This is a genomic window from Pseudomonas syringae pv. cilantro, assembly GCF_001293775.1.
Classification (GTDB): domain Bacteria; phylum Pseudomonadota; class Gammaproteobacteria; order Pseudomonadales; family Pseudomonadaceae; genus Aquipseudomonas; species Aquipseudomonas syringae_P.
The window spans coordinates 93899-114986 of the sequence record NZ_LGLN01000065.1; the positions used below are offsets into that span (position 1 = coordinate 93899).

Below are 21088 nucleotides of genomic sequence, written 5' to 3' on the forward strand. Positions count from 1 at the left end.
GTACCGCCCGACCTGCCGCCGGCCATTTATGGCGAAGCCCAAAAAGTCAATCAGGGATCACCTGATATGATCGACATATAATTGCCACTATCGTGCATGCATTCCCATTGCCTGAATGGAGAGAGCGTGCGTAGCCGCTTTCAAATCCGGCAATCGAGCGGCATCGTCGTCTGGTGCGTCGGATCTGCCGAGTGTCACGCAGCCTCTGGAATGCCATATGCCGACCACGGCGAAGCAATCGAGTGACCCAGGGCTGCCCGTATGAACCCCCTACATCTCCGTTATCTGCAACATTCGGAAATGCCCTACAGACTTTTGTTTGGAATCGACATTTACTGTCAACCATCCGCCTCGAGCGGAAGTTTGCGATCCATGATCTGTGGAGACAAAGGATGTTGAGCAGCAATGATTGGCAGCAGAAACACGATCAGTTCCTGAGTACCACTCAGGCACTCCTGTACAAATCAGAAGAGTGCCTGGCGCATCTGGAACTGATCTCCGACGACGAGGATGCTATCGGCTGCCTCGTGACCAGCCTGCGCAAACTCGCCCAGGAAGCACAAGCCGCCTCGGTTTCCTGCATTGCCGACTTCTCGCGGCAGGTGTGTCAGAGCCTGGAAACGGGCAGTCATCCCCATCCACTGTCTCACGAGGCATTGCTGACGGTTAAAAATTGCCTGACGCTCATATCGTGGCAGGTCGAATTGCTTGACCCGAATACGGGCGAGCTGAAAATGGACAATGAGGAACAGCTCGAACTGCTGGAAAAACTTGCCAGCACTTCCAGATCACCTGTTTCCTCCACGAATACCGCACGTCAGTAATCGCCGGCGCTCTTCCAGTTCTCTATCGATCATTAAGGCTGTATGCCACTCAGCGACTGTCGCAGGCACGGCATTCGGCGTCCGACAGGTGAACGCTGACTTGCCTTGCCATTGAGGTAGTATTGCCTGCGTCAGAAGCGTCCATGCTGCCTTCGGCAATGGCGGACGGTTTCTCGCTTCCATGAGCTGGACCATCTACACAAAGAGCCACGATGACCTGCAATCTGTTGCTGATCGATGACCATGCACTGATCAGAGCCGGTGTGCGAGCGCTGGTTGCGAATATTCCGGGCTACGCAATTATTGGCGAAACCGCCGACGGCGCGCAGCTGGCGAGTCTCGCGCAAAGACTTCAGCCCCACATCATTCTTCTCGACATCAGCATGAAAAACGTCGACGGCCTTGGTGTATTGCGGGAGTTGAGACGCACGCAACCGCACTGCAAGGTTCTGATTCTTTCGATGCTCAGCGACCCGGAGATGATTCTGCGTGCGCTGGAGGCAGGAGCTGATGGCTATTTGCTCAAGGATGCTACAGCCACCGAGCTGGAGCGGGCGCTGGATGCACTGCGCAACGACGAGCGTTACCTGAGCCCGGCGATTGCCCACGTCATCATCCAGCGCAGCAACGACCCCACACCACACGATGGGCGTCTGGCATCGAAGGAACGCTACAACCTTACGGCGCGCCAGCTTGAAATCCTGCGCCTGATCGTGCGCGGCAAATCCACTCGGGAAATCGCCGCTGGTCTGGGGCTCAGCATCAAGACCGTTGAAACTCATCGCTCGCAGATCATGAAGCGCTTGCAGATCTACGATGTCGCCGGTCTGGTGCTGTTTTGCGTCCGCGAGCGGATTATCAGTCTGGATGATTGAGTAGCGGCGTGCGGCTCAATAGCGGTGAGTCCAGCGGTAAATGGACTTGCAGCGCGCCCGGACGCGCGACAAAACGCAGATCCTCACCGGACAGCGGCTCGCCGTCCAGGTTGATGTCCAGACCCTGCGCCGACTTGAGTTCTACCCAGGGCAGACGGGCGCGGATGAACATGTTGTCGATCCCCAGCCCGCCTTCCAGCAGCCGCCTGAACGTGCCGACTACCTCTTGCGGGGCGGGCAGGATGCTGATGTCGAGCAGGCCGTCATCGGCCAGAGCAGTGGGACACAGTTCGTGTCCGCCGCCCGCTTGCCGGCCGTTGCCGATACCCAGCGCCAGCAAGTCGCCGCGCCAGTGAAAATCAGGGCCGGTGAGCTCGCCATGCGCAGCATGCAGCTCGCTGAAACGCGTCAGGCCGGTAAACAGATATGCGGCGCCACCGAGGACCTTTTTCAGGTCTTCCGACGTGTTGGCGGTGACCTGACTGCCGAAGCCGCCAGTCGCCATGTTCAGGAACAGCTTGCCGCCCACTTCACCCAGATCGACCGCGCTTGGCTCTACATCCATCAATCGCAGGGCTTGTGACACCTCAAGCGGCACCCCGGCAGCGCGGGCAAAATCGTTGGCCGTGCCCAGTGGCAGAATGGTCAGGCTGGCCTGCGGTTCATTGGCCAGAGCCAAAGCTTCGGCAATATCGCGCAAGGTGCCGTCGCCGCCGCCTGCGACGATATGCCGATGCCCGGCGGCCAGCGCCTCGCTGACCAGACGCTGTGCATCGCCGCCTTCCCAGGTGACCCTGACGTCGAGCTCCCAGCCTTGGTTGCGTTTGTCGGCGACAGCGTCACGCACGTCTTCGTTGAGTGCCTGCTTGCCGTGAAGAATGAGCATTGCCCTGCGTTGTGTCATGACACCTCCTCTGATGAACCGTGCAGATGAAACCCGGTGAGCAATGCTCTTTTCTGTGCGTCAGCGCTCGGCTGCATTTTGTCGCGGCGCATGAGTGTGACCCCAGCCAACTGAAAAAAGCCCATCGACGTCGGAAAATTTTTCCGGCCCGGCCAATGTGCGTTTGCGCCCGTCAGCGCGGGGCCTGATTGCAACGCGCGGCGTCCGAACCAGGGTTTGTTTCAGAAATGAAACACGTTAGGCCTGTTGTTTTCGGATCCTTAAGCTTTACTCACAGCAGAAACCATTCATTTGAGGGATTTTCATCCACAAACGATTGAAAAGTCTTAAATAAAATTCGGAAGCGGACGACATATATAAAGTGTTATTCACAAAAGACAGTCCCAATTAGCCATCACGCTTACATGGCAATGACTACGCTACAACGCAATCAGCACAAAGATTCTTTTCCGACGCTGCATGCAGGCGATCAGAGAACTCGGGAATCAGCTGGAACCGGCGATTACAGGACGTAGAGGAGTTTTATGAGGTTACAACCGGTTGACAGTCTTTCGCTCACCCGTACCAGTCTGGTCGAATACTTTCTCTTCGGTATTCGCCTGACCCACGGCATCGCCTGCATGCTCCCCGGCCTGCTGATCATGCTGCTGACCAAGGAAAGCGAACTGGAAGCGCAAGAGAGCTACCTGGCCATCATGTTGTTCTTCGGCTTTGTCGGCGTGCTGGTGTTTCAGGCCATGGGGATCTATTCCGAAGCGCTGTTCAGCAACGACCTGCGCATGGGCACGATTGCCCTGGCCTGGTCGGCTGCATTCGGCCTGTTGCTGTTCATGCAACAAGCGTTGGGGATGTTCGGCTACCTCTCCCATGAGGAGCTGATCATCTGGTATCTGGGCAGCCTCGCCCTGTTCGGCATCACCCGCCTGCTGCTGCTGATGCTGTTCAAACACCAGATGCGCAAAGGTGTGTTCCTGCAACATGCGGTGATCCTGGGCGCTACAGAAAACGGCCAGCGCCTGGCCGAGTATCTGCTTGAGCATCAGGACATTCGTTCGGGCGTGACCGGCTTTATCGATGACCGCATCGGACGCATGCCCAAGACCGTGGCCAACCTTCCAATGCTCGGCAATACCAGCGATCTGGAGCGGTTGATTCGCGAAGAGAAAGTCACTCAAGTGCTGGTCGCCCTGCCCTGGACGGCGGAAAACCGCATGGACTACATCATTCGTGAACTGCGCAGGTTACCGGTGAACGTGCTGCTGGTGCCGGACATGATCGCCTTTCGGCACACCCACAACCGCATCACCGAAGTCGCCAGACTGCCGATGTTCAATGCGTCCGAGGTGCCGCTCAATGGCTGGTCGCCGTTCATCAAGCGTGCCGAGGACATCGTCCTGTCATCGCTGGCATTGCTGGCCTTGTCGCCCGTGATGGTGCTGGTGGCCCTGGCGATCAAAATCGATTCCCCTGGCCCGGTGCTGTTTCGGCAGAAACGCTATGGTTACAACAACCGCCTGATCGAGGTGTTCAAGTTCCGCTCCATGCACCAGCACCAGGCCGATGCGACCGCCGAGCAACAGACCACCCGGGGCGACGCGAGGATCACGCGGGTTGGCCGCTTCATTCGCAAGACCAGCCTGGATGAATTGCCCCAGCTGTTCAATGTGGTCGCCGGCAGCATGTCGATGGTCGGGCCGCGCCCGCATGCGACCGCGACCAAGGCGGCAGGCATTCTGTTCGAACAGGCGGTGAAGGAGTACACGTCGCGCCATCGCGTCAAACCCGGTATTACCGGGCTGGCGCAGATCAACGGCTATCGTGGTGAAACAGACACCGTAGAAAAAATCGAAAAACGCGTCGAATTCGATCTCGAGTACATCGAAAACTGGTCCGTCTGGTTCGACCTGTACATCCTTATGCGCACTGTCCCGGCAGTGATCTTCACTCGCGAGGCTTATTGATGAGCATCCTTATTCCCTGCATCATCGCCGGTGGCTCCGGCACCCGTCTGTGGCCAGTCTCGCGCGAAGCCATGCCCAAGCCGTTCATGCGCCTTCCTGACGGCGAAAGCCTGTTACAGAAAACCTTCAAGCGCGCGGTCGGCCTGCCCGGCGTCGATCACCTGCTGACCGTCACCAACCGCGAAGTGTACTTTCGCACCGTGGATGACTATCGCCAGCTCAACAAGGGCAAGGCACGTCTGGACTTCATCCTTGAGCCCTTCGGGCGCAACACCGCCGCCGCTGTTGCCGCCGCCGCGCTGCACGTCAGCCAGCAGTACGGGGATGATGCACAGCTGCTGGTGCTGCCTGCCGACCACCTGATCACCGATGTCGATGCGTTTTTTCGGGCAGTGACCGCCGCGCAGCAACTGGCTGCCCAGGGCTGGCTGGTGACTTTCGGCATCGTGCCCAGCACCCCGGAAACCGGCTTTGGCTACATTGAGAAAGGTCAGGCGCTCAGCGCAGAGGGCTGCCAGGTGGCCCGTTTTGTGGAAAAACCTGATGCGGCCACCGCTCAGGCCTGGCTGGATGGCGGCCTGCACCTGTGGAACGCCGGGATGTTCTGCATGCGCGCCGATGCCGTGTTACGCGAATTTCAAACCCACGCCCCCGAGGTGCTGAGTGCCGTGCGGGCCTGCCTGGCATCAAGCCAGCGCAAGGAAGGCAACCGCGAACTGCAAATCGAACTGGACAGCGACGCATTTGGTCTCGTCCCCGACATTTCCATCGACTACGCGCTGATGGAGCGTTCCGAAAAAGTTGCCGTCGTACCGTGCGAGCTCGGCTGGAGTGACATCGGCTCGTGGCAGGCAGTGCGCGAGCTGACGGCCGCCGACGCGCAAGGCAACCAGTGCAATGGCGAAACGGTGCTGCATGACGTCAGCAACTGCTACATCGACTCGCCCAAACGCCTGGTCGGCGCCATCGGTCTGGATAACCTGATCATCATCGACACCCCCGACGCCTTGCTGATCGCAGACGGCCGACGCAGTCAGGACGTAAAAATTATCGCCCAGGAACTCAAGCGTCAGGGGCACGATGCGTATCGTCTGCATCGCACCGTCACCCGCCCCTGGGGCACTTACACGGTGCTCGAGGAAGGCAAGCGCTTCAAGATCAAACGGATTGTGGTTCGCCCGCAGGCCTCTCTGTCATTGCAGATGCACCATCACCGCAGCGAACACTGGATCGTGGTCAGTGGCATGGCCACGGTAACCAATGGCGAGCGCGAATTCATGCTCGACACCAACGAATCGACGTTCATCAAACCGGGCTTTACCCATCGGCTGGTCAATCCGGGCGTAATCGATCTGGTGATGATCGAAGTCCAGAGCGGCGAGTATCTGGGCGAGGACGACATCGTGCGCTTCACCGACATTTACGGACGTGTACCCGAGCAGGCTGTAAAGAGTTGAGCAACATCCCGCCACCATGAATTTATTACCCGCAAGGGAGCCGTATTTGTGCATGACAGGAGTTCAGAAACAATGAAGAGCATGATGCTGATCGCCAGCTTATTGCTGTTGAGCGCGTGCAACACCCCCTCGAGAATCGGCCTGCCCGATGACCGCGCGCAGATCGAGGCCAGCCAGGCCGCGGGACGGGCGCTGGCCGGCAAGCCTTTGCCACCGGAGCGGATCAGGGCCGGCGACACGCTGCGGATTGTGCGCAACAGCGGCGAGGCGCCTTCCATCTCGGCGTTCACAGCCAACTCCATTTACGAACTGACGCTGTTTCAGGTGCTCAACGACGGCACGTTTTCCTACCCGTACATCGGCACAGTCAAAGCGGCCGGCCTTACGCTGCCACAACTCAATGACCTGCTGGAAAGCAAACTGCAGAACGTCTACCGCGAAACGGCGCTGACCATCAACATCTCCCAGTCTCCGGGCAATACCGTGTTCGTGGGCGGTGCGGTGCGCAACTCGGTCACCCTGTCTACCAGCATCGCCACCAGTCTGGAGCAAGCGATCATCGGCGCTGGTGGTGTGGCACTGGATGCGGATGCTGGTCAGGTGGCGCTGTTGCGTCAGGAAGAAAACGGGCTCTACAAGACCTACCTCTTCGACTACAGCAAGTTCCTATGGGCAGGTGCCGGAGGCCCCACGGCGCCGGTGCTGTTGAAACGCGGCGACATTGTGTTCGTTCCCAAATCATCGGTCGGCAACAAGGTTGACGGCGTTTCCCTGTATTTCAACCAGCTGATTCCCTTCGCGAAGTCGATCGGCCTGGGCTTGAACTACGAGTTGCGCAACAACAATTAATTGTCAGGGAAACAGACATGATCAACATCCGTTCATTCCGCGACTTGCTGCGCCTGTTTTTCATCTTCAAGCGCGAAGTCCAGATTACCGTGCTGGCGACGTTCGTCATCATTCTGCTCGGCGCGTTTCTGCTCCCCAACCGCTATGAATCGACTGCGCTGTTGCTGGTCAAGCCCGGCCGTGAAAGCAGCACCGTGCCTATCGAGCTTTCCGACCGCCAGTCCATCGTACTGCCCAGCGGCCTGCGCGATCCATTGCTGGACGAGGAGCGCATGCTGAGCGGGCGCCCGATCATGCGTGCCGTATCTGAGAAATACCTGGCCGAGCTGTCCATGGCGCAACCTCAAACCGGTGTGCTGGCCTCGGTAAAGAACGGCATCAAGGCGGTCGTCGGCGGTATCGTCGAAGGATTTCGCAGCGTGCTGCAATTCATCGGCCTGGTGGAAAAACGCTCGCAGTCCGAGCGACTGGCCGAAGGCCTGGAGAAAAACTTCAAGGTGAGTCACGAACCAGGCTCGTCGGTGATGGAGCTGACCTTCACCTGGAACGACCCGGCTACTGCACAGACCGTGCTCAGGACCTGGATCGAAGAGTACCAGTTGCAGCGAACCAAAACGCTGGGCCGGGTCAGCCTGTATGCGTTCTATGAGTCGGAAGTCAAAACCACTGCCGAGAACATCATCGAGTATAAAAAGCAGATCCAGAACTACCTTAATCAGCTGAGCGCGGTGAGCATCTCCCAGCGCCTGGCTGATACATCGCAGGGGCTCAACGACCTGCGTACCGAGCGCAACAATACCGTTCGCTCTATCGCCTCGACCAAGGCCGGTCTGGACCTGCTGAAAAAACAGCTGGCCGAGCAGCCCAAGACCGTTTCGGCCGGACGCGAGCTGGCGCTCAACCCTAATCGACAGGACTTGCAGAATCGTATCAACGGCAAAGAAGTGGAACGTCAGGAAATGTTGCGCTCGTTCAAGGAGCAGGCGCCGCCGATCCGTGCGGTCAACGAAGAAATTGCCAACCTGAAGAAGCTGCTCAACGAACAGGACGCGACGGTCCAGCGCTCGGAAAGCATCACGCCCAACCCGATCTACAACCGCATGCAAAACGTGTATGCCGACCAGCAGACCAGCTACGCACGCTTGCAGACTCAGTTGGCCCAGCAGAATGCGCAAATTGCCCAACTGGAAAACGACCGTCAGCAGGCGCTGAACCTGGAACCGGAACTCTCGCGCCTGCAGAACGAGCTGGACGCAGCCCAGAAAAGTTATGCCCTGTACAAAGACAGCCTGGAAAAATCGCGCATCGACCGCGAACTGGACAACAGCCAGATCAGCAACATCGCGACCATCGAAGAAGCCACCTTCAACCCCAGCCGGGTCTTCCCGAAGAGTCTGCTGATGCTGTTTCTGGCGATTCCGTTGAGCCTTGTGGTCGGTGTTCTGGCGCTGTACTTCTTCTACATGCTCGACCAGCGCATTCATGATGGCGACAAGATCGAAAGCAGCTTCGGTGTGCCGGTCTGGACCAGCCTGCCTGACCTGGAGCGGGCTCAGGAACGCAGCGCTGCCTTCACCTCAAACCTGCACCGGATCTACGGCATTCTGCCGCTGGATCAGGTCGACGGGCACGGGCTGACCATCGGCTTCACGTCGGTCAAATCCGGCGCAGGCGTATCGTTCGTGATCGAGCGACTGAGCAAGCTGTTGATCGAACAGGGCCATCGGGTGCGCGCCGAAGGCCCTGGCCCGGCGAGCCCTGGCGAGATCGTGCTGATCAATGCCTCGGCTCTGGCCGCCAATCAGGATGCCTTCGTGTTGCTGCGCAAGGCCGATCTGATTGTGCTGGTGGTGCGGGCGCAGGAAACCACGGTGCCGATGCTGGAAGACACCTTGCACAACCTCAACACCGCTTTCAAGAAAGTCGACGGCATCATCATCAACCGCCGCCGTTTCGAAGTGCCGGAGCGGGTCCTGAAGTTTCTCAAACGGATCGGGAGCCGCGGCTGATGCGCATTGCCCTGCTCGCCCCGCTGCCTCCTGAGCAGAACGGCATCGCCGACTATGCCGGGCACCTTCGCAAGGCGCTGGAAGGCCTCGGGCTGCAGATCAGCACGCCATTGCAGGGGATCGGCAACGACCCTCGGGCGGCCGAGCAGCGAGTGGCGAACACCGACTGGAACGGCATCGATCTGGTGCATGGCGAGCTGGGTGGCGGGCGGCTTGCGGAGTTTCAGGCGTTGCGCAGCCTGCGTCGGCGCTTTCCAACTCTGCCACTGACCGCCACCGTTCATGACCCCGAACGACTGGTCTGGCGTCGGGAAACACTGCCCTGGCCGCTGTCCGTCGCCAGCGGCATGCGCTCGCCCTTGCCGGAGATCGCCACGGTGCTGGCCGATCCGCTGTGCCTGCATGAAGAACGGCAACTGGCCAGGCACATGACGCGCCTGATCACCCTCACCCAGGCCGGCAGCCGCAGCCTCCGGCAACGCATGGGCCTCAAACCGGAGCAAATGGTGGTGATCAATCACGGCAATGTGGCCATTGAACCGCTGCCCCTGCCACCGTTGAAACCGCTGCGCCTGCTGTACTTCGGGTTTATCTATCGCGGCAAGGGGATCGAAGACCTGCTGGACGCGCTGGCCAGCGTATTCACCGCCCAGCCAGCGCTGCGCTCGAACGTGCGCCTGACGCTCGCCGGTGGTAGCGAACCGGAAATGGCGTTCGGTCCATCCGGCAGTTATCTGCAACAGCTGCGGTTGCACATCCGTCGGCTGGGCCTGACCGACCTCGTCGACTGGCAACTGGACTTGCCCGCCGAACAGATCCCGCAGGTGATTCAGGCCCACCATGTGATGGTGCTGCCCTATCGTGAATCGAGCAAACTGAAGATTCTCGGCCAACTGCGTGGCACCAGCGGCGCCCTGTCCTGGGCTGTGGCCTGCGGACGCGGCGTGATTACCTCGGATGCCCGCTCGTTTGCCGAAGAAGTCTCGCATGGCAACGGCATGATTTATCCGCAGGGCGACGTCGAGGGCCTGGCGAACGCCTTGACGCATGTCTGCGCGACACCGGATCTGGTTGTGCAATGGGCGGAAAAGGCGCTGGACATGGGCAGGTCCCGGGTCTGGAGCCTCACCGCTGAACGTTTTCGGGATGTTTTCAGGCAGGCCTGCGAGGTGAAATGATATGCAACGTCCATCCAGATTCCGGCAGACCCTCACGGCTGCACTGATGACCGCCATACTAAGCTGCGCGGTTCAGGCAGCGACCGTCCTGAAAGCGCCTCGCGAGGTGGTCTGGAAGGATTTTCTGGGCGTCAACGTACAGTTCCAGTACTTCGCCCCGGACATTTATCAGCAACAGATGAACCGTCTCGACGAACTGGGCCTGAACTGGGTGCGACTGACCATCCACTGGCCGATCATCGAGCCCAAAAAGGACCAGTACGCGCTGGCTGAACTGGACGCGGCCATGGCGGCGATCAAGGCCCGCAACTACAACACACTGGCATATCTGGTGGGCTCGGCGCCGTTCGCCAGCAGTGCCCCGGCCGACGCGGCCAGTCGCGATCAGTACCCACCTACGGATTTCAACCTCTTCGCGGCACGTATGGCCGCCCTCGCCCAGCGTTATCCGCAAGTCGGCAACTGGCAGGTATGGAATGAACCGAACATCATCTGGCTGCCCAAGGAAGACCCGGCCGCCTATGGCCGATTGCTGACCACCACGGCCAACGCAATTCGTTCGGTGCTGCCGGACAAAACCATCGTCACCGCTGGCATGGCCTATTACAGCCAGATGCACAGCACCCCGGGCTATATGCTGCAGACTTTGCTCGAAAACGGCCTCGGCAAACAGAACATCGTGGCCGCCTACCACCCGTATTCCGAGTACCCGGAAGGCGACTCGGTGCCGGACCGGGATTTTCTGGTGCGCGCCAATGCCATGAACAACCTGCTGCACGGCAACGGCGTCACTCAGGTCTGGGCCACCGAATGGGGCTGGTCGAGCTACTCGGGGCCGGTAGAAATGCAGCGCCTGATCGGCACCAGCGGTCAGGCAGATTTCACCCTGCGACGTCTGGCACTGATGAGTGCCATGGATTTCCAGCGCATCTTTCTGTTCAACCTCAGCGACCTCGATGAGCGCGCCTCGGCCCGCGATCAGGGCTATGGACTGCTTGATCTGCAAGCCGACCCCAAGGCTGTCTACGGCGCCTTGAAAAACTTTCTGACGATCACCGGCCCACGTTTGCAACCCGCAGACGCGCCTGCCGTCAGCCGTGTACCCGATGATTTGTACGCTGTGCCCTGGATTCGCGCCGACGGCACGCGCTTGCTGATGTTCTGGAGTGCTGCGGGCACGTCGCTGACCTTTCCGGACATTACCGCCGCCGTTGTGCACGACCCGCTCACCGGCGGACGTACTCCGCTGTCCGGCAGCGAGGGCATTACGTTGTTGCTCAAGCCGACGCTACAGATTCTGGAATGGAAACCCTGACGTATGCGAATTCTATGGACACTCCCCTACCTGCCGTGGCCGACGACCAGTGGCGGCAAGACTCGGGAATACCATCTGCTGCGCAACCTGGCAGCGCGTGGTCATCGCATCACCTTGCTGGTGCAGTCCAAAACCCCGCTGGATGACAGTTGCCGCGCCGCAGTCGAGCCTTGGCTGGAACGCCTGATCGTGGTCGACCGCCGCCCGCTGTTCAGCCTGCGCACGTTGCTAGCCATAGCCTTTGCGCCGCCTCCCATGCTGGCCAGCATCAATGGTTATGCACCGCAACTGGAACAGGTTTTCGCAGAACTGCTCAAGGAAGACTGGGACATCATCCAGTTGCAGCACACCTATTTTTTCCAGCCCTTCGAACGCGCCCTCAAGCGCTCGGGCAAACCGTTCGTGCTCACCGAGCACAACGTCGAGTCCGACCTTGGCGCGGCCAGTTACGACCGCTTGCCGCGCTGGGCCGGGCTGTTCGCCGTGTACGACCGCTGGCGTTACCGGCGCTGGGAAAAACGCGTATTCAAGCAGACCGGCGAGCTGATTGCCGTGACCGAAGACGACGCCAAGGCGCTTTCGCGCCTGAGCGGCAGGGCGACGTCCTACGTGGTCAACAGCGTCGATTGCGGCCATTACGCCAGCGTTCACGCCAACCGCACCAGCCACCGTCTGCTGTTCATCGGCAACTACGAGTACGGCCCCAATATCGACGCCATCGAGTGGGCTCTGGACGAAATCATGCCTCACGTCTGGGCCCAGGCACCGGAGGTGCGCTTTGCCATCGGCGGCTTCGGCATGCCTGAAACCTGGCGTGAGCGCTGGCCCGATCCGCGCATCGAGTGGCTGGGCTTCGTCCCGGATCTGCGTGCGTTGCAGGCCACTGCGGCGATGTTCTTCGCGCCATTGCGTCAGGGCGGCGGCTCCAAGCTCAAGACACTCGAGGCCATGGCCGCCGGGCTGCCGGTGGTCACTACGGCACAAGGTGTTTCCGGGCTGTCGGTCACCAATGGCGAACATTATCTGGGCAGCGAGGAAGCCTCCGGGCTGGCGACGCTGATCGTCGAATATGTCGACAAGCCTGCCCGGCTCGAGCAGATCGGTGAAGCTGGCCGTATTTACGTACGCGCCCGTCACGACTGGTCTGTGTCGGCCGCTCAACTGGAAGTGATCTACAACCGTTTTTCGCTCCCCAAGCAAGGATCGCGCTCATGCGTATAGGACTTGATTACCGCGCGGCAGCCGGTTATCCCATCAGCGGCATCGGCCGCCAGAATCTGGCCCTCGAACAGGCGTTTCGCGCGCAGCCGGACGTCCGGCTGCAACTGTTCGGCGTGGCGCCATATGACCATCCGGCACGCCGCCTGATGCATGTACCGCGCTGGGCAGCGCCACTGGATTCAGTGCATCGCCTGCCGGACCGGCTGCGCTTCGAAGGCGCCTGGCTGCCAGAGGCGCTGCGCGACGCCGGGATCGAAATCTACGTTGCCAACATCAATATGGGTTTGCCGCTGGGCCGCAAACCGGCGGGAATGCGCTACGTGTTGCAACTGCACGACCTGTTTCAGCTCACTCAGCAGAACAATCACGGCTCACGCCTGAAAGCCCGCATCTATCGGCTGACCGATTACCTGTCGATTACCTGGTCGCTGAAAGTGGCTGATCAGATCTGGACCCCGTCGCAGTTCACCGCAGACGAAGCCGCGCGTCTGTTCCCGCAGATCAAGGACAAGCTGCGCGTCGTGCCGCTGCTGGTGGAAAACTTCAAAGGTGAACCGGCCGACATCAGTCAGCTACGCCTGCCTGTGCGCTACTGGCTGTGCGTGGGCACGCGCGAGCCGCGCAAGAACATCAAATGGTTCGTCGAGGCCTGGCAGACCGCGCGCATGCAGTTCGTCGACACGCCCGAGCTGGTGCTGGTCGGTGGCGATGAACCGCTGACCGAAGCCCAGCGTCAATTGCCGGGGCTGCACGTGCTGACCGGCCTGAGCGACGCTGAACTGCATGCGGTCTATCGCAATGCCGAGCGGCTCTGGCAGCCGTCGTGGTGCGAAGGCTTCGGCTTGCCGGTGATCGAGGCGCTCAATGTGGGTACACCGGTCGCCGTTGCCAGCGGTTCGTCGCTGGATGAGGTCGCCCCACCCAACAGTCCGCGTTTTTCACCAACCGACAGCGGCAACCTGATTCGCCTGATGGGCACCCTGGCGCAGGCACCTGAAGAGGACCCCGCCGTGGCTCGCGACTGGACCGAGCGTTATCACCTGGATGCCTTCTGCACACGCGTGCGCGCCGCGCTGGAGGAATTACGCTGATGCCGTTGGCCTTGCCTGTGGGATTACTGTTCAGTCTGATGTTCGGCGTGATGGTCTGGCTGCTGCCGACGCCTTTCGTGCTGCTGGCCGCGATCGGCCTTGCGGCGGCCGCCACAGTGATTCGTCGCCCGGTGTGGGGCCTTTTGCTGTTTTGCCTGATCGGCACGTTTCTGCCCTACTCCACGGTGCAGATCGGCATTCGCACCACGGTGTCCGAAGCGCTGATCATGCTGACCTGGGGCAGCTACCTGTTGCAGACCATGTTTCAGGAACAGGCCCGCGTGCCGAGCATGCTGCGCACCGAGAAGCTGCTGGTGGCGCTGATGCTGTTCAGTGCCTTCCCGTTTCTGGTTGGCCAATTGACGGTGGTTGCCGAGGGCAACGGACCGATCAACTGGGTGCGCTGGCTGTTCAACCTGTCGATCCTGTTTCTGGTCCCGCGCTTGCTGACCGACAGCAAAAACCTTGAAAACGCGGTCATGGCGCTGCTCGGCGGGACCCTGCTGATGCTGCTGCTGTCCATTTCGCTCTATGTGACCAAAGGCACAGCGACCGCCATCATCCCGATCCTCGGCAGTCTGGGCTACAGCGGCGCGGACACCCTTACGCAAAGCCTGCAATCGTTTTCCAGCCGCATGGGCTCGCCGTGGATGCACCCCAACGTGGCGGGCGGCGCGCTGGCGATGCTGCTGCCGCTGGCGTTCTGTTTCGGCATGACCCGCAGCGGTTCGGCGCGCAGGCTGGGCCTGGCGGTGGCGATACTGGGCGCCATCGGCCTGTTGCTGACCGGTTCACGCGGGGCGCTGGTGAGTCTGGTGGCCGTGATGCTTTGGATGGCGCACCGTCGCATTCCGCACCTCGGACGTTTGCTGACGGGCGGCATCGCCGCCGGGGTGTTGCTGTTGATGTTCTACCCTCCGCTGCAAGAGCGACTGATGGGGCTGTTCACCGATGACGACGTCAGCACCGCGATTCGCTTTCTGGAGTACAGCCACTTCCCGGACGCCATGGCCACCTTCCCGTTCGGCATCGGCTTCAAGACCGATCCGCCGGTTATCGGCTACACGCAATTCGGTATTTCCAATTTGTGGTTGAACTTCATCTACAAGATCGGCCTGCCCGGCATGCTGCTGTTCATCGCCGTGACGGTCAGCTGGTGGAAGGAGGTACGCCCGTTCAGCGGACGGATCGTCCTGACCCGCGACAACGCCATCACCCTGGGCTGCATGATCGGGGTGCTGGCCGCGCTGTTCAGCGGCCTGTTCGATCACTATTTCAGTTTTACCAGCGTGCTGGCCGCACTGTTCTGGCTGTTCATCGGCATCAGCCTGCACGAAACCAGACGCCTGCGCACCCTGAATGCAAAAAACGCTGCCGTTGCACCTGAAAGCCACCCTGTTGCCTCATCCAAGCTGGAAGCCTCCGTATGAAACACCGCATGCTGCACTCACATAACCTCAGAGAGGCGCTGCCTGACTACGCACGCAAGATGGCCGTGCCGCTCGAAGAGCTGGAAGCGGCTTACCAATGGATGCTGGACAACGAAGTGTGCTTCGAGACGCGTATCAAAGAGCGCACGCTGTCGTTCATCTGCTACCTGAATATCGAGCCCCGAATCGAACACCCGCTGGCGCGGCGTTTTTACAAACTGCTGGCCAGCGAAACCCTTGGCGCGCTGATTCCCTTGTACGGGATCAACTGGCCAACCCTGCGCGACCGCATGCTGCGCGTCTGGGAACAGGCCTACAACATCCTGATCTGCAAGATTCCGAGCCACACCCTGCGCCTGCTGTGGCTGCGCATGGGCGGGGCGAAGATCGGCAAGGGTTCGACTGTCTGGCGCAACACCGAAGTGCTGGGTGTCGACAGCCTGCGCATCGGTAATGACACCACCGTGGGCTGGCACTGTCAGCTCGATGCCCGCGGCGGGCTGGTGATCGGCGATCACGTCACCATCGCCTCGCACGTGCTGATCATCGCTGGCGGCCACGACCTCAACGAGCCCGAGTTCTGGGCTGTGGGCGGGCCGGTGCTCATCGGCGACTACGCGTGGATCTGCAGCCGCGCCCTGCTCTCGTTCGGCGCCGACATCGGTGAAGGCGCCGTGGTCGGCGGCAACAGCGTGGTGTCCAAACCCGTCGCGCCTTACGCCATCGTCAGCGGCCCGAACGCCGAGGTCAAAGGCGAACGTGCACGCAACCTCAATTACAAGGTGGGCGGCAAAGGCCTGTTCACCTTGTTTCACTGATCAGCGGCGCGCGCGATGCTCGGTTCGACACTTTGGCTGACGCTGGCCACCCTTACCGGCCTGGCCGCCGGATTTGCCCGTGAATGGCTGCTGGTAGCGGCGTGGGGTGCGGGCAGCCAGAGCGACGCGTTTCTGGTCTCGATGTTTTTGCCTGAAGCGCTGCGCATGTCGCTGGCGGCGGGCTTGCTTAGCGCTGCAGCCTTACCACTCTATCAGCAGCGCTCTGCGGATCGGCAACAACGCTGGCTGGGCGGCATGGCCCCGCGCCTGATGCTGCTCGGGGTGGCGTTAAGTCTGTTACTGGCAATCGGCGCAGACGGACTGGTGCGCCTGATCGGCCCGGGGCTCGACGCCGATGGCTATGTGCAGTCCGCCAGCGGTTTGCGCTGGCTGGCCTGGAGCGCGCCGGGGTTCCTGCTGCATGCGCTGTTCTGTGTACCACTTCAGGCCCGTTCACGGTTTGTGCTGGCCGGGCTTGGCTCTTTGCTGTTCAACCTGCCGCCGGTGATCTACCTCGCTGTCTTCGGCCACGCGTCCACCTCCACCGGCCTGGCGAGCGCCTGTGTGCTGGGCAGCGCGTTGATGCCGGGCGTGTTGTTGCCCGCTGTGTACCGCTCGGGCTGGCGTCCGTGGCAGTGGCAGTCGGAAGCCGGTGCGGTGCGCGAACTGCTGCAACGTATCGGCCCTTTGTTAAGCAGCAACCTGGCCAGTCAGGGCCTGGCCTTGCTGGAGCGAATGGTCGCTTCGCTGCTCGGTGAAGGCGCGGTGACCTGGGTCAATCTGGCGCGCAAGCTGATCAACCTGCCACTGATCGCCCTGATGAGCCTGAACCAAGTGCTGCTCGGGCTGATGAGCGGCAGCGCAGGCGATCAGCGTCTGTCGCTGTTGAGACGCGGGTTGGGCAGCGCCACCTTGCTGACCCTGCCGGCCGTCGCCGGTCTGATCGGCGCGGCGGGCGCACTGGTCACTCTGCTGCTGCCCGGCCAGACCCACGGTGGCCCGTTGCCGGGACTGCTGGCGTGGTTCGCCGTGCCGCTGATGTTCGGCGCGTGGAACGCGTTGCTGGCGCGCTATGCCTATGCCGCCGGTGACACGCGCCTACCACTCAATTGCGAGCTGATAGGCAGCCTATGCAACGCGGTATTGCTCGGCACCTTGCCTTTTGTGTTCGGTCTGACCGGTATTGCCATTGCAGCGCTGGGCGGCGCGCTGGTGACCGGTCTGCTGTTAATGCGTCGTCAGGCGTTGTTGCGCGCCTTGCCGTGGCGCAGTCACTGGCTGCTGGCCAGCCTGTTGATGGTGATCGCCGCCCTGCTGCTGCATCCGCTGCAAAATACCTGGCTGCAATTGGGGCTGAGCTGCGCTTACGGCGCAGCGCTGCTGGTCGGGCTGGCGCTGTGGCTCAAACCGTGGCGCAACGTGGTCGTCTGATCGGCGGCCTGACGACAGGCTTCCTGGAACCGCTCCAGGCTTGGGGAAATGAACTTGTCGCGATGCCGGATCATGAAAAAGCGCCGGTTCAGCGGTGGCAGCGGGCTGGCAAGCGTCTGCAACTGCCCGCTCTCCAGCAGGTCAGCCACCACCCGACGGGACAGGCAACTGATGCCGATGCCCTGCGCCAGGGTGCGTTTTATCGCTTCGGAACTGCCGATCTGACGCATATCTTTCAGGTCATGCAAGTGCCTGAGCAGCAGGTGCTCGACCTCCTCGCGAGTGCCCGACCCAGGCTCGCGCAGTAGCCATTCGGCGCTCTGCAAGTCGCCCAGCGACACTTGTTTCTGACGGGCCAGCGGATGGCTGCTGCCCGCCACAATCAGCATCTCATCGACCCGCCACGGCTCGGCGATCAGTTCCGGAAGATGGCATGGCGCTTCGATCAGCCCCATGTCGATCTCGAACCGGGCGACCTTGTGAGCGATCAGCGCGCTGTTACCGATGTCCACGTCCACCCGCAGCAACGGTGCCGAGGCACGCAGTGCGCCGACAATCGCCGGCAACTCGTAATTGCCGATGGTGCTGCTACTGCCAATGCGCAGGCGCGCATTCAAGGCGGCGTCGGGCAACAAAAAGCTGTCTTCGATCTGTTGGGCGTTTTCCAGCATCTGCATGGCGCGGGGCAATAACATCTGGCCACTGTCATTGAGCAGCAGGCGCTTGCCCACCCGGTCGAACAGGCGGATGCCCAACGCGCTTTCCAGCTCGTTCAGCGCCGCACTGGTTGCCGATTGGGATAGCGCCAGCTCAATGCCCGCGCGGGTGGTGCTGCCGAAGCGGGTGATCGCGCAAAAAATCTGCAACTGACGCAGGTTAAGCCTCAAGACCGAACTCCACTTTATCTAGCTGAAAGCAATTAACCTGAAAATCAGGTAACAGCGACCCAGATTACCCGTTTAGAGAATTCATTGTCGATCCTTAAACTGCGCACAGCTTCCACCGCCGCCCGCAGGAGAACTTCATGAGCAGTTTTGCCACTGTCATCACGCGCAATGCGCCCTTCGCCGCGCTGGCAAGCCCGCGCGAAGCCATCCGCCAATTCACTCCCAACTGGTTTGCCGTCACCATGGGCACCGGCATCCTGTCGCTGGCTCTGGCGCAACTGCCGGGGAATCTGGCCGTGTTGCGTGCAGCAGGTGAAGCGTTGTGGTTCTTGAATATCGGCCTGTTCGTCCTGTTCAGCGTGATGTACGCCAGCCGCTGGCTGATGTTCTTCAATGAAGCCCGGCAGGTATTTGGCCACTCCACGGTCTCGATGTTCTTCGGCACCATTCCCATGGGGCTGGCGACCCTCATCAGCGGCCTGCTGGTGTACGGACCCGCGCGCTGGGGCAATGCAATCGTGCCGCTTGCCGAGGCCTTGTGGTGGCTGGATGTGGCGATGGCCATGGCCTGCGGTGTGCTGATCCCGTTCATGATGTTCACCCGCCAGGAACACAGCATCGAGAAGATGACCGCTGTGTGGCTGTTGCCCGTGGTCGCAGCGGAAGTCGCCGCCGCTTGCGGGGGATCGCTGACAGCGCATCTGGCCGACGCGAATTCGCAGTTCACCGTACTGATCACCAGTTATGTGCTGTGGGCCTATTCGGTGCCCGTCGCGTTGAGCATTCTGGTCATCCTGCTGTTGCGTCTGGCGCTGCACAAACTGCCCCACGAGAGCATGGCGGCGTCGAGCTGGCTGGCACTCGGGCCAATCGGCACCGGCGCGCTGGGCATGCTGGTCATGGGCAGCGACGCCCCGGCGATCTTTGCCGCGCATGGGCTGGCGTCGGTCGGCACCGTGGCCGCAGGCATCGGCGTGATAGTCGGCACGCTGTTCTGGGGCCTGGGTCTGTGGTGGATGGCGCTGGCGGTGCTGATCACGGCGCGTTATTTCAGGCAGGGTCTGAAATTCAATCTGGGCTGGTGGGCGTTCACCTTTCCGCTGGGCGTGTATGTGCTGGCAACCCTCAAGCTTGGCGCGACCTTGCAACTGGGCTTTTTCGACCTCTTCGGCATGGGGCTGGTCGCGCTGCTGGCGGTGATGTGGTCGATCGTATCGGTGCATACCGTGGCAGGCGCCTGGCGGGGCAATTTGTTCGTCTCGCCTTGCATTGCAGCAGGCGCCTGTGCCGGTGGGTCAATCTCCTTGAACTAACTTCAAGGCCAGGGCGCCTGAGATAGACACCTTCCGGACAGAGAGTATTCATGCATACCTCAGCACTTGCAGACAATCACGGCGCCCGTGACCAGAACATCGTCATCAACTCCTACACCACTGTACTGCGCAGAAATGGCGTGCCGCACGAGTTGTTCGCCACGTACTGGCGCGATGTCCACGGCCCGCTTTGCGCGCGGCTTCCGGGCCTGGGCTGGTATGTCCAGCATCACCTGACGCGTGAGAAGGACGCTCATCAGTGGCCGGTCATCGAGGGCGTCGAGCCGCTGCCGGGTTACGTGCTGGACGGCGGCGTGGAAATCGGCTTTCTATCTGCCGCAGACCAGAGGCAGTTCAAGGAAGCCAGCTCGCTGCTGTTTTCAGACGAGCAGAACATGTTCGAAGAAACCATCGCCTACGACGTACTCGATGGTTCGAATACGCTGGTAGATCGCCTGCCCGATCCGATTCCCAATGAAGCGGCCGTGCAGGACAAGATGCACCTGCACTTCCACCTCGCCAGCGATAACCTGCCGGCCGCACGCGAAGCCGTGGCAAAGCTCGCTCGCGACATGGCCGCGTCCGATGCCGTTCTCAAGCTGCGTCTGCACCTTGCGCAGCCCTACGACAACGCCCAGCCAGCACCGCCTGCGCCGGATGTGAACCACCAAACCGAAGCGTCCCGTCTGCACATTGTGATGATGGAGCTGGTCTTTGAATCGGCCTGGACACGCAGAACCTTTTACGCCAGCGAGCATTTCAAGACGATCACCAAGGGCCTCAGTGAGCATGTGCGCCATGTGACGCCGTTCGGTGTCAGCGGTGTTTACACGTATGTCCGCGACGCGGTCATGACCACCGCCGGGGTGCGTGGCAGTCGGCAGGCCGAGCTGATTCGTCAGTTAGGCGCCATCAATCAGACCCGGCCCGAGATCGTCAGCCTGTTTGGTGCAAGGTCGCCGATGCGTTGAAAGATGTCTGCTCCGGTTGACTGTCTCATCTGCTTTACTCGGCAAGTTCCGAAACCGTGCTTTACTCTGGGCTCATGAGATTGGGTGAAGCCGATGAGAGCGTTGACCACGCGTGAGGTGTACCAGCAACTGCGAGATGCCGCGATGGGTACGCGGTCGTTGCGGCTTGTCGGCCTTTCTTCGGAGGATGGGTTGCTGAAGGTGGATATCGATGGTTGGCTGCTGACGCTGGAGGTGACCCATAGTAGCCCGAGCCGCTGTCGCTATTGTCGTTGCCCGGAAGGTCGGGAGGGTTCGTTCGAAAGCTGGTTGCGTACTGATCCGGTCAGTTTGCTGAGTGCCTGGGAGCATGCGCAGATCGAGCGGTTGCTGGGTGAGGCGGGAGAGTGAACTCTGTGGCGCGAGTTATGGCTGTCGTGCCAAGGCTCTGAAGTGATCCGAAGAAGTGACTATCGTGCTGGCGCTCTGAAATGATCTCAAGAAGTGACTATCGTGCCGATGCTCCGCGTCGGTATGCCTTTTGTGACGCTCTGCGTCACACGGCGGTTCTGCGA

Annotated in this window: 18 protein-coding genes; 16 read left to right on the forward strand and 2 right to left on the reverse strand. The window is 60.9% G+C overall.

Annotated elements, in window-relative coordinates:
* Positions 1-392: 392 nt before the first annotated feature.
* Positions 393-824, forward strand: a complete 432-nt coding sequence (locus tag ABJ99_RS15960) for a hypothetical protein (protein WP_054086625.1) — start codon at positions 393-395, stop codon at positions 822-824.
* A gap of 212 nt (positions 825-1036) precedes the next feature.
* Entirely contained in the window at positions 1037-1699 is a 663-nt protein-coding gene (locus ABJ99_RS15965; protein ID WP_054086626.1) for a response regulator, read from the forward strand.
* Here ABJ99_RS15965 and yegS read toward each other — a convergent pair.
* Positions 1683-2603: a lipid kinase YegS gene (gene yegS, locus ABJ99_RS15970; RefSeq protein WP_054086627.1), complete on the reverse strand. Its 921-nt coding sequence runs from the start codon at positions 2601-2603 to the stop codon at positions 1683-1685. The two genes, ABJ99_RS15965 and yegS, sit on opposite strands and share 17 nt — an antisense overlap.
* A 524-nt stretch (positions 2604-3127) precedes the next feature.
* Between yegS and ABJ99_RS15975 the strand changes: the two genes are divergently transcribed.
* The 11 genes from ABJ99_RS15975 to ABJ99_RS16025 all read left to right on the forward strand — a co-directional run bounded on the left by ABJ99_RS15975 (position 3128) and on the right by ABJ99_RS16025 (position 17363).
* A complete protein-coding gene (locus ABJ99_RS15975) occupies positions 3128-4564 on the forward strand; it encodes an undecaprenyl-phosphate glucose phosphotransferase (RefSeq protein WP_054086628.1) in 1437 nt (478 codons plus the stop codon).
* Positions 4564-6021, forward strand: a complete 1458-nt coding sequence (locus ABJ99_RS15980; protein WP_054086629.1) for a mannose-1-phosphate guanylyltransferase/mannose-6-phosphate isomerase — start codon at positions 4564-4566, stop codon at positions 6019-6021. The genes ABJ99_RS15975 and ABJ99_RS15980 overlap by 1 nt, the downstream gene beginning before the upstream one ends.
* A 72-nt stretch (positions 6022-6093) precedes the next feature.
* Complete coding sequence (locus tag ABJ99_RS15985; protein WP_054086630.1) at positions 6094-6870, forward strand: polysaccharide biosynthesis/export family protein; 777 nt, start codon at positions 6094-6096, stop codon at positions 6868-6870.
* A 17-nt stretch (positions 6871-6887) separates the two neighbouring features.
* Positions 6888-8879: a GumC family protein gene (locus ABJ99_RS15990; protein WP_054086631.1), complete on the forward strand. Its 1992-nt coding sequence runs from the start codon at positions 6888-6890 to the stop codon at positions 8877-8879.
* Positions 8879-10057, forward strand: coding sequence for a glycosyltransferase (locus ABJ99_RS15995; RefSeq protein ID WP_054086632.1), 1179 nt, complete (start codon positions 8879-8881; stop codon positions 10055-10057). The genes ABJ99_RS15990 and ABJ99_RS15995 overlap by 1 nt, the downstream gene beginning before the upstream one ends.
* 1 nt (position 10058) lies before the next feature.
* Positions 10059-11372 carry a cellulase family glycosylhydrolase gene (locus tag ABJ99_RS16000; RefSeq protein WP_054086633.1) on the forward strand — a complete coding sequence of 438 codons (1314 nt, stop codon included), beginning with the start codon at positions 10059-10061 and terminating at the stop codon, positions 11370-11372.
* A gap of 3 nt (positions 11373-11375) precedes the next feature.
* Positions 11376-12593, forward strand: a complete 1218-nt coding sequence (locus tag ABJ99_RS16005; RefSeq protein WP_054086634.1) for a glycosyltransferase family 4 protein — start codon at positions 11376-11378, stop codon at positions 12591-12593.
* Positions 12584-13684 carry a glycosyltransferase family 4 protein gene (locus ABJ99_RS16010; RefSeq protein ID WP_054086635.1) on the forward strand — a complete coding sequence of 367 codons (1101 nt, stop codon included), beginning with the start codon at positions 12584-12586 and terminating at the stop codon, positions 13682-13684. Before ABJ99_RS16005 ends, ABJ99_RS16010 begins: the two co-directional genes overlap by 10 nt.
* Positions 13684-15114, forward strand: coding sequence for an O-antigen ligase family protein (locus ABJ99_RS16015; protein WP_054086636.1), 1431 nt, complete (start codon positions 13684-13686; stop codon positions 15112-15114). The genes ABJ99_RS16010 and ABJ99_RS16015 overlap by 1 nt, the downstream gene beginning before the upstream one ends.
* Positions 15111-15932 carry an acyltransferase gene (locus ABJ99_RS16020; protein WP_054086637.1) on the forward strand — a complete coding sequence of 274 codons (822 nt, stop codon included), beginning with the start codon at positions 15111-15113 and terminating at the stop codon, positions 15930-15932. The genes ABJ99_RS16015 and ABJ99_RS16020 overlap by 4 nt, the downstream gene beginning before the upstream one ends.
* Positions 15933-15947: 15 nt before the next feature.
* Complete coding sequence (locus ABJ99_RS16025) at positions 15948-17363, forward strand: lipid II flippase MurJ (protein WP_054086638.1); 1416 nt, start codon at positions 15948-15950, stop codon at positions 17361-17363.
* On the opposite strand, the gene ABJ99_RS16030 is transcribed toward ABJ99_RS16025, so the two are convergent.
* Entirely contained in the window at positions 17297-18250 is a 954-nt protein-coding gene (locus tag ABJ99_RS16030; protein ID WP_054086639.1) for a LysR family transcriptional regulator, read from the reverse strand. The two genes, ABJ99_RS16025 and ABJ99_RS16030, sit on opposite strands and share 67 nt — an antisense overlap.
* 137 nt (positions 18251-18387) lie before the next feature.
* Here ABJ99_RS16030 and ABJ99_RS16035 point away from each other — a divergent pair, with 137 nt between their 5' ends.
* From ABJ99_RS16035 to ABJ99_RS16045, 3 genes are all read left to right on the forward strand, one after another.
* A complete protein-coding gene (locus ABJ99_RS16035; RefSeq protein WP_054086640.1) occupies positions 18388-19563 on the forward strand; it encodes a TDT family transporter in 1176 nt (391 codons plus the stop codon).
* Positions 19564-19613: 50 nt separating this feature from the next.
* Positions 19614-20534, forward strand: a complete 921-nt coding sequence (locus tag ABJ99_RS16040; RefSeq protein WP_054086641.1) for an EthD domain-containing protein — start codon at positions 19614-19616, stop codon at positions 20532-20534.
* Between the two features lie 93 nt (positions 20535-20627).
* Positions 20628-20924: a DUF7693 family protein gene (locus ABJ99_RS16045; protein ID WP_054079398.1), complete on the forward strand. Its 297-nt coding sequence runs from the start codon at positions 20628-20630 to the stop codon at positions 20922-20924.
* Positions 20925-21088: the final 164 nt, after the last annotated feature.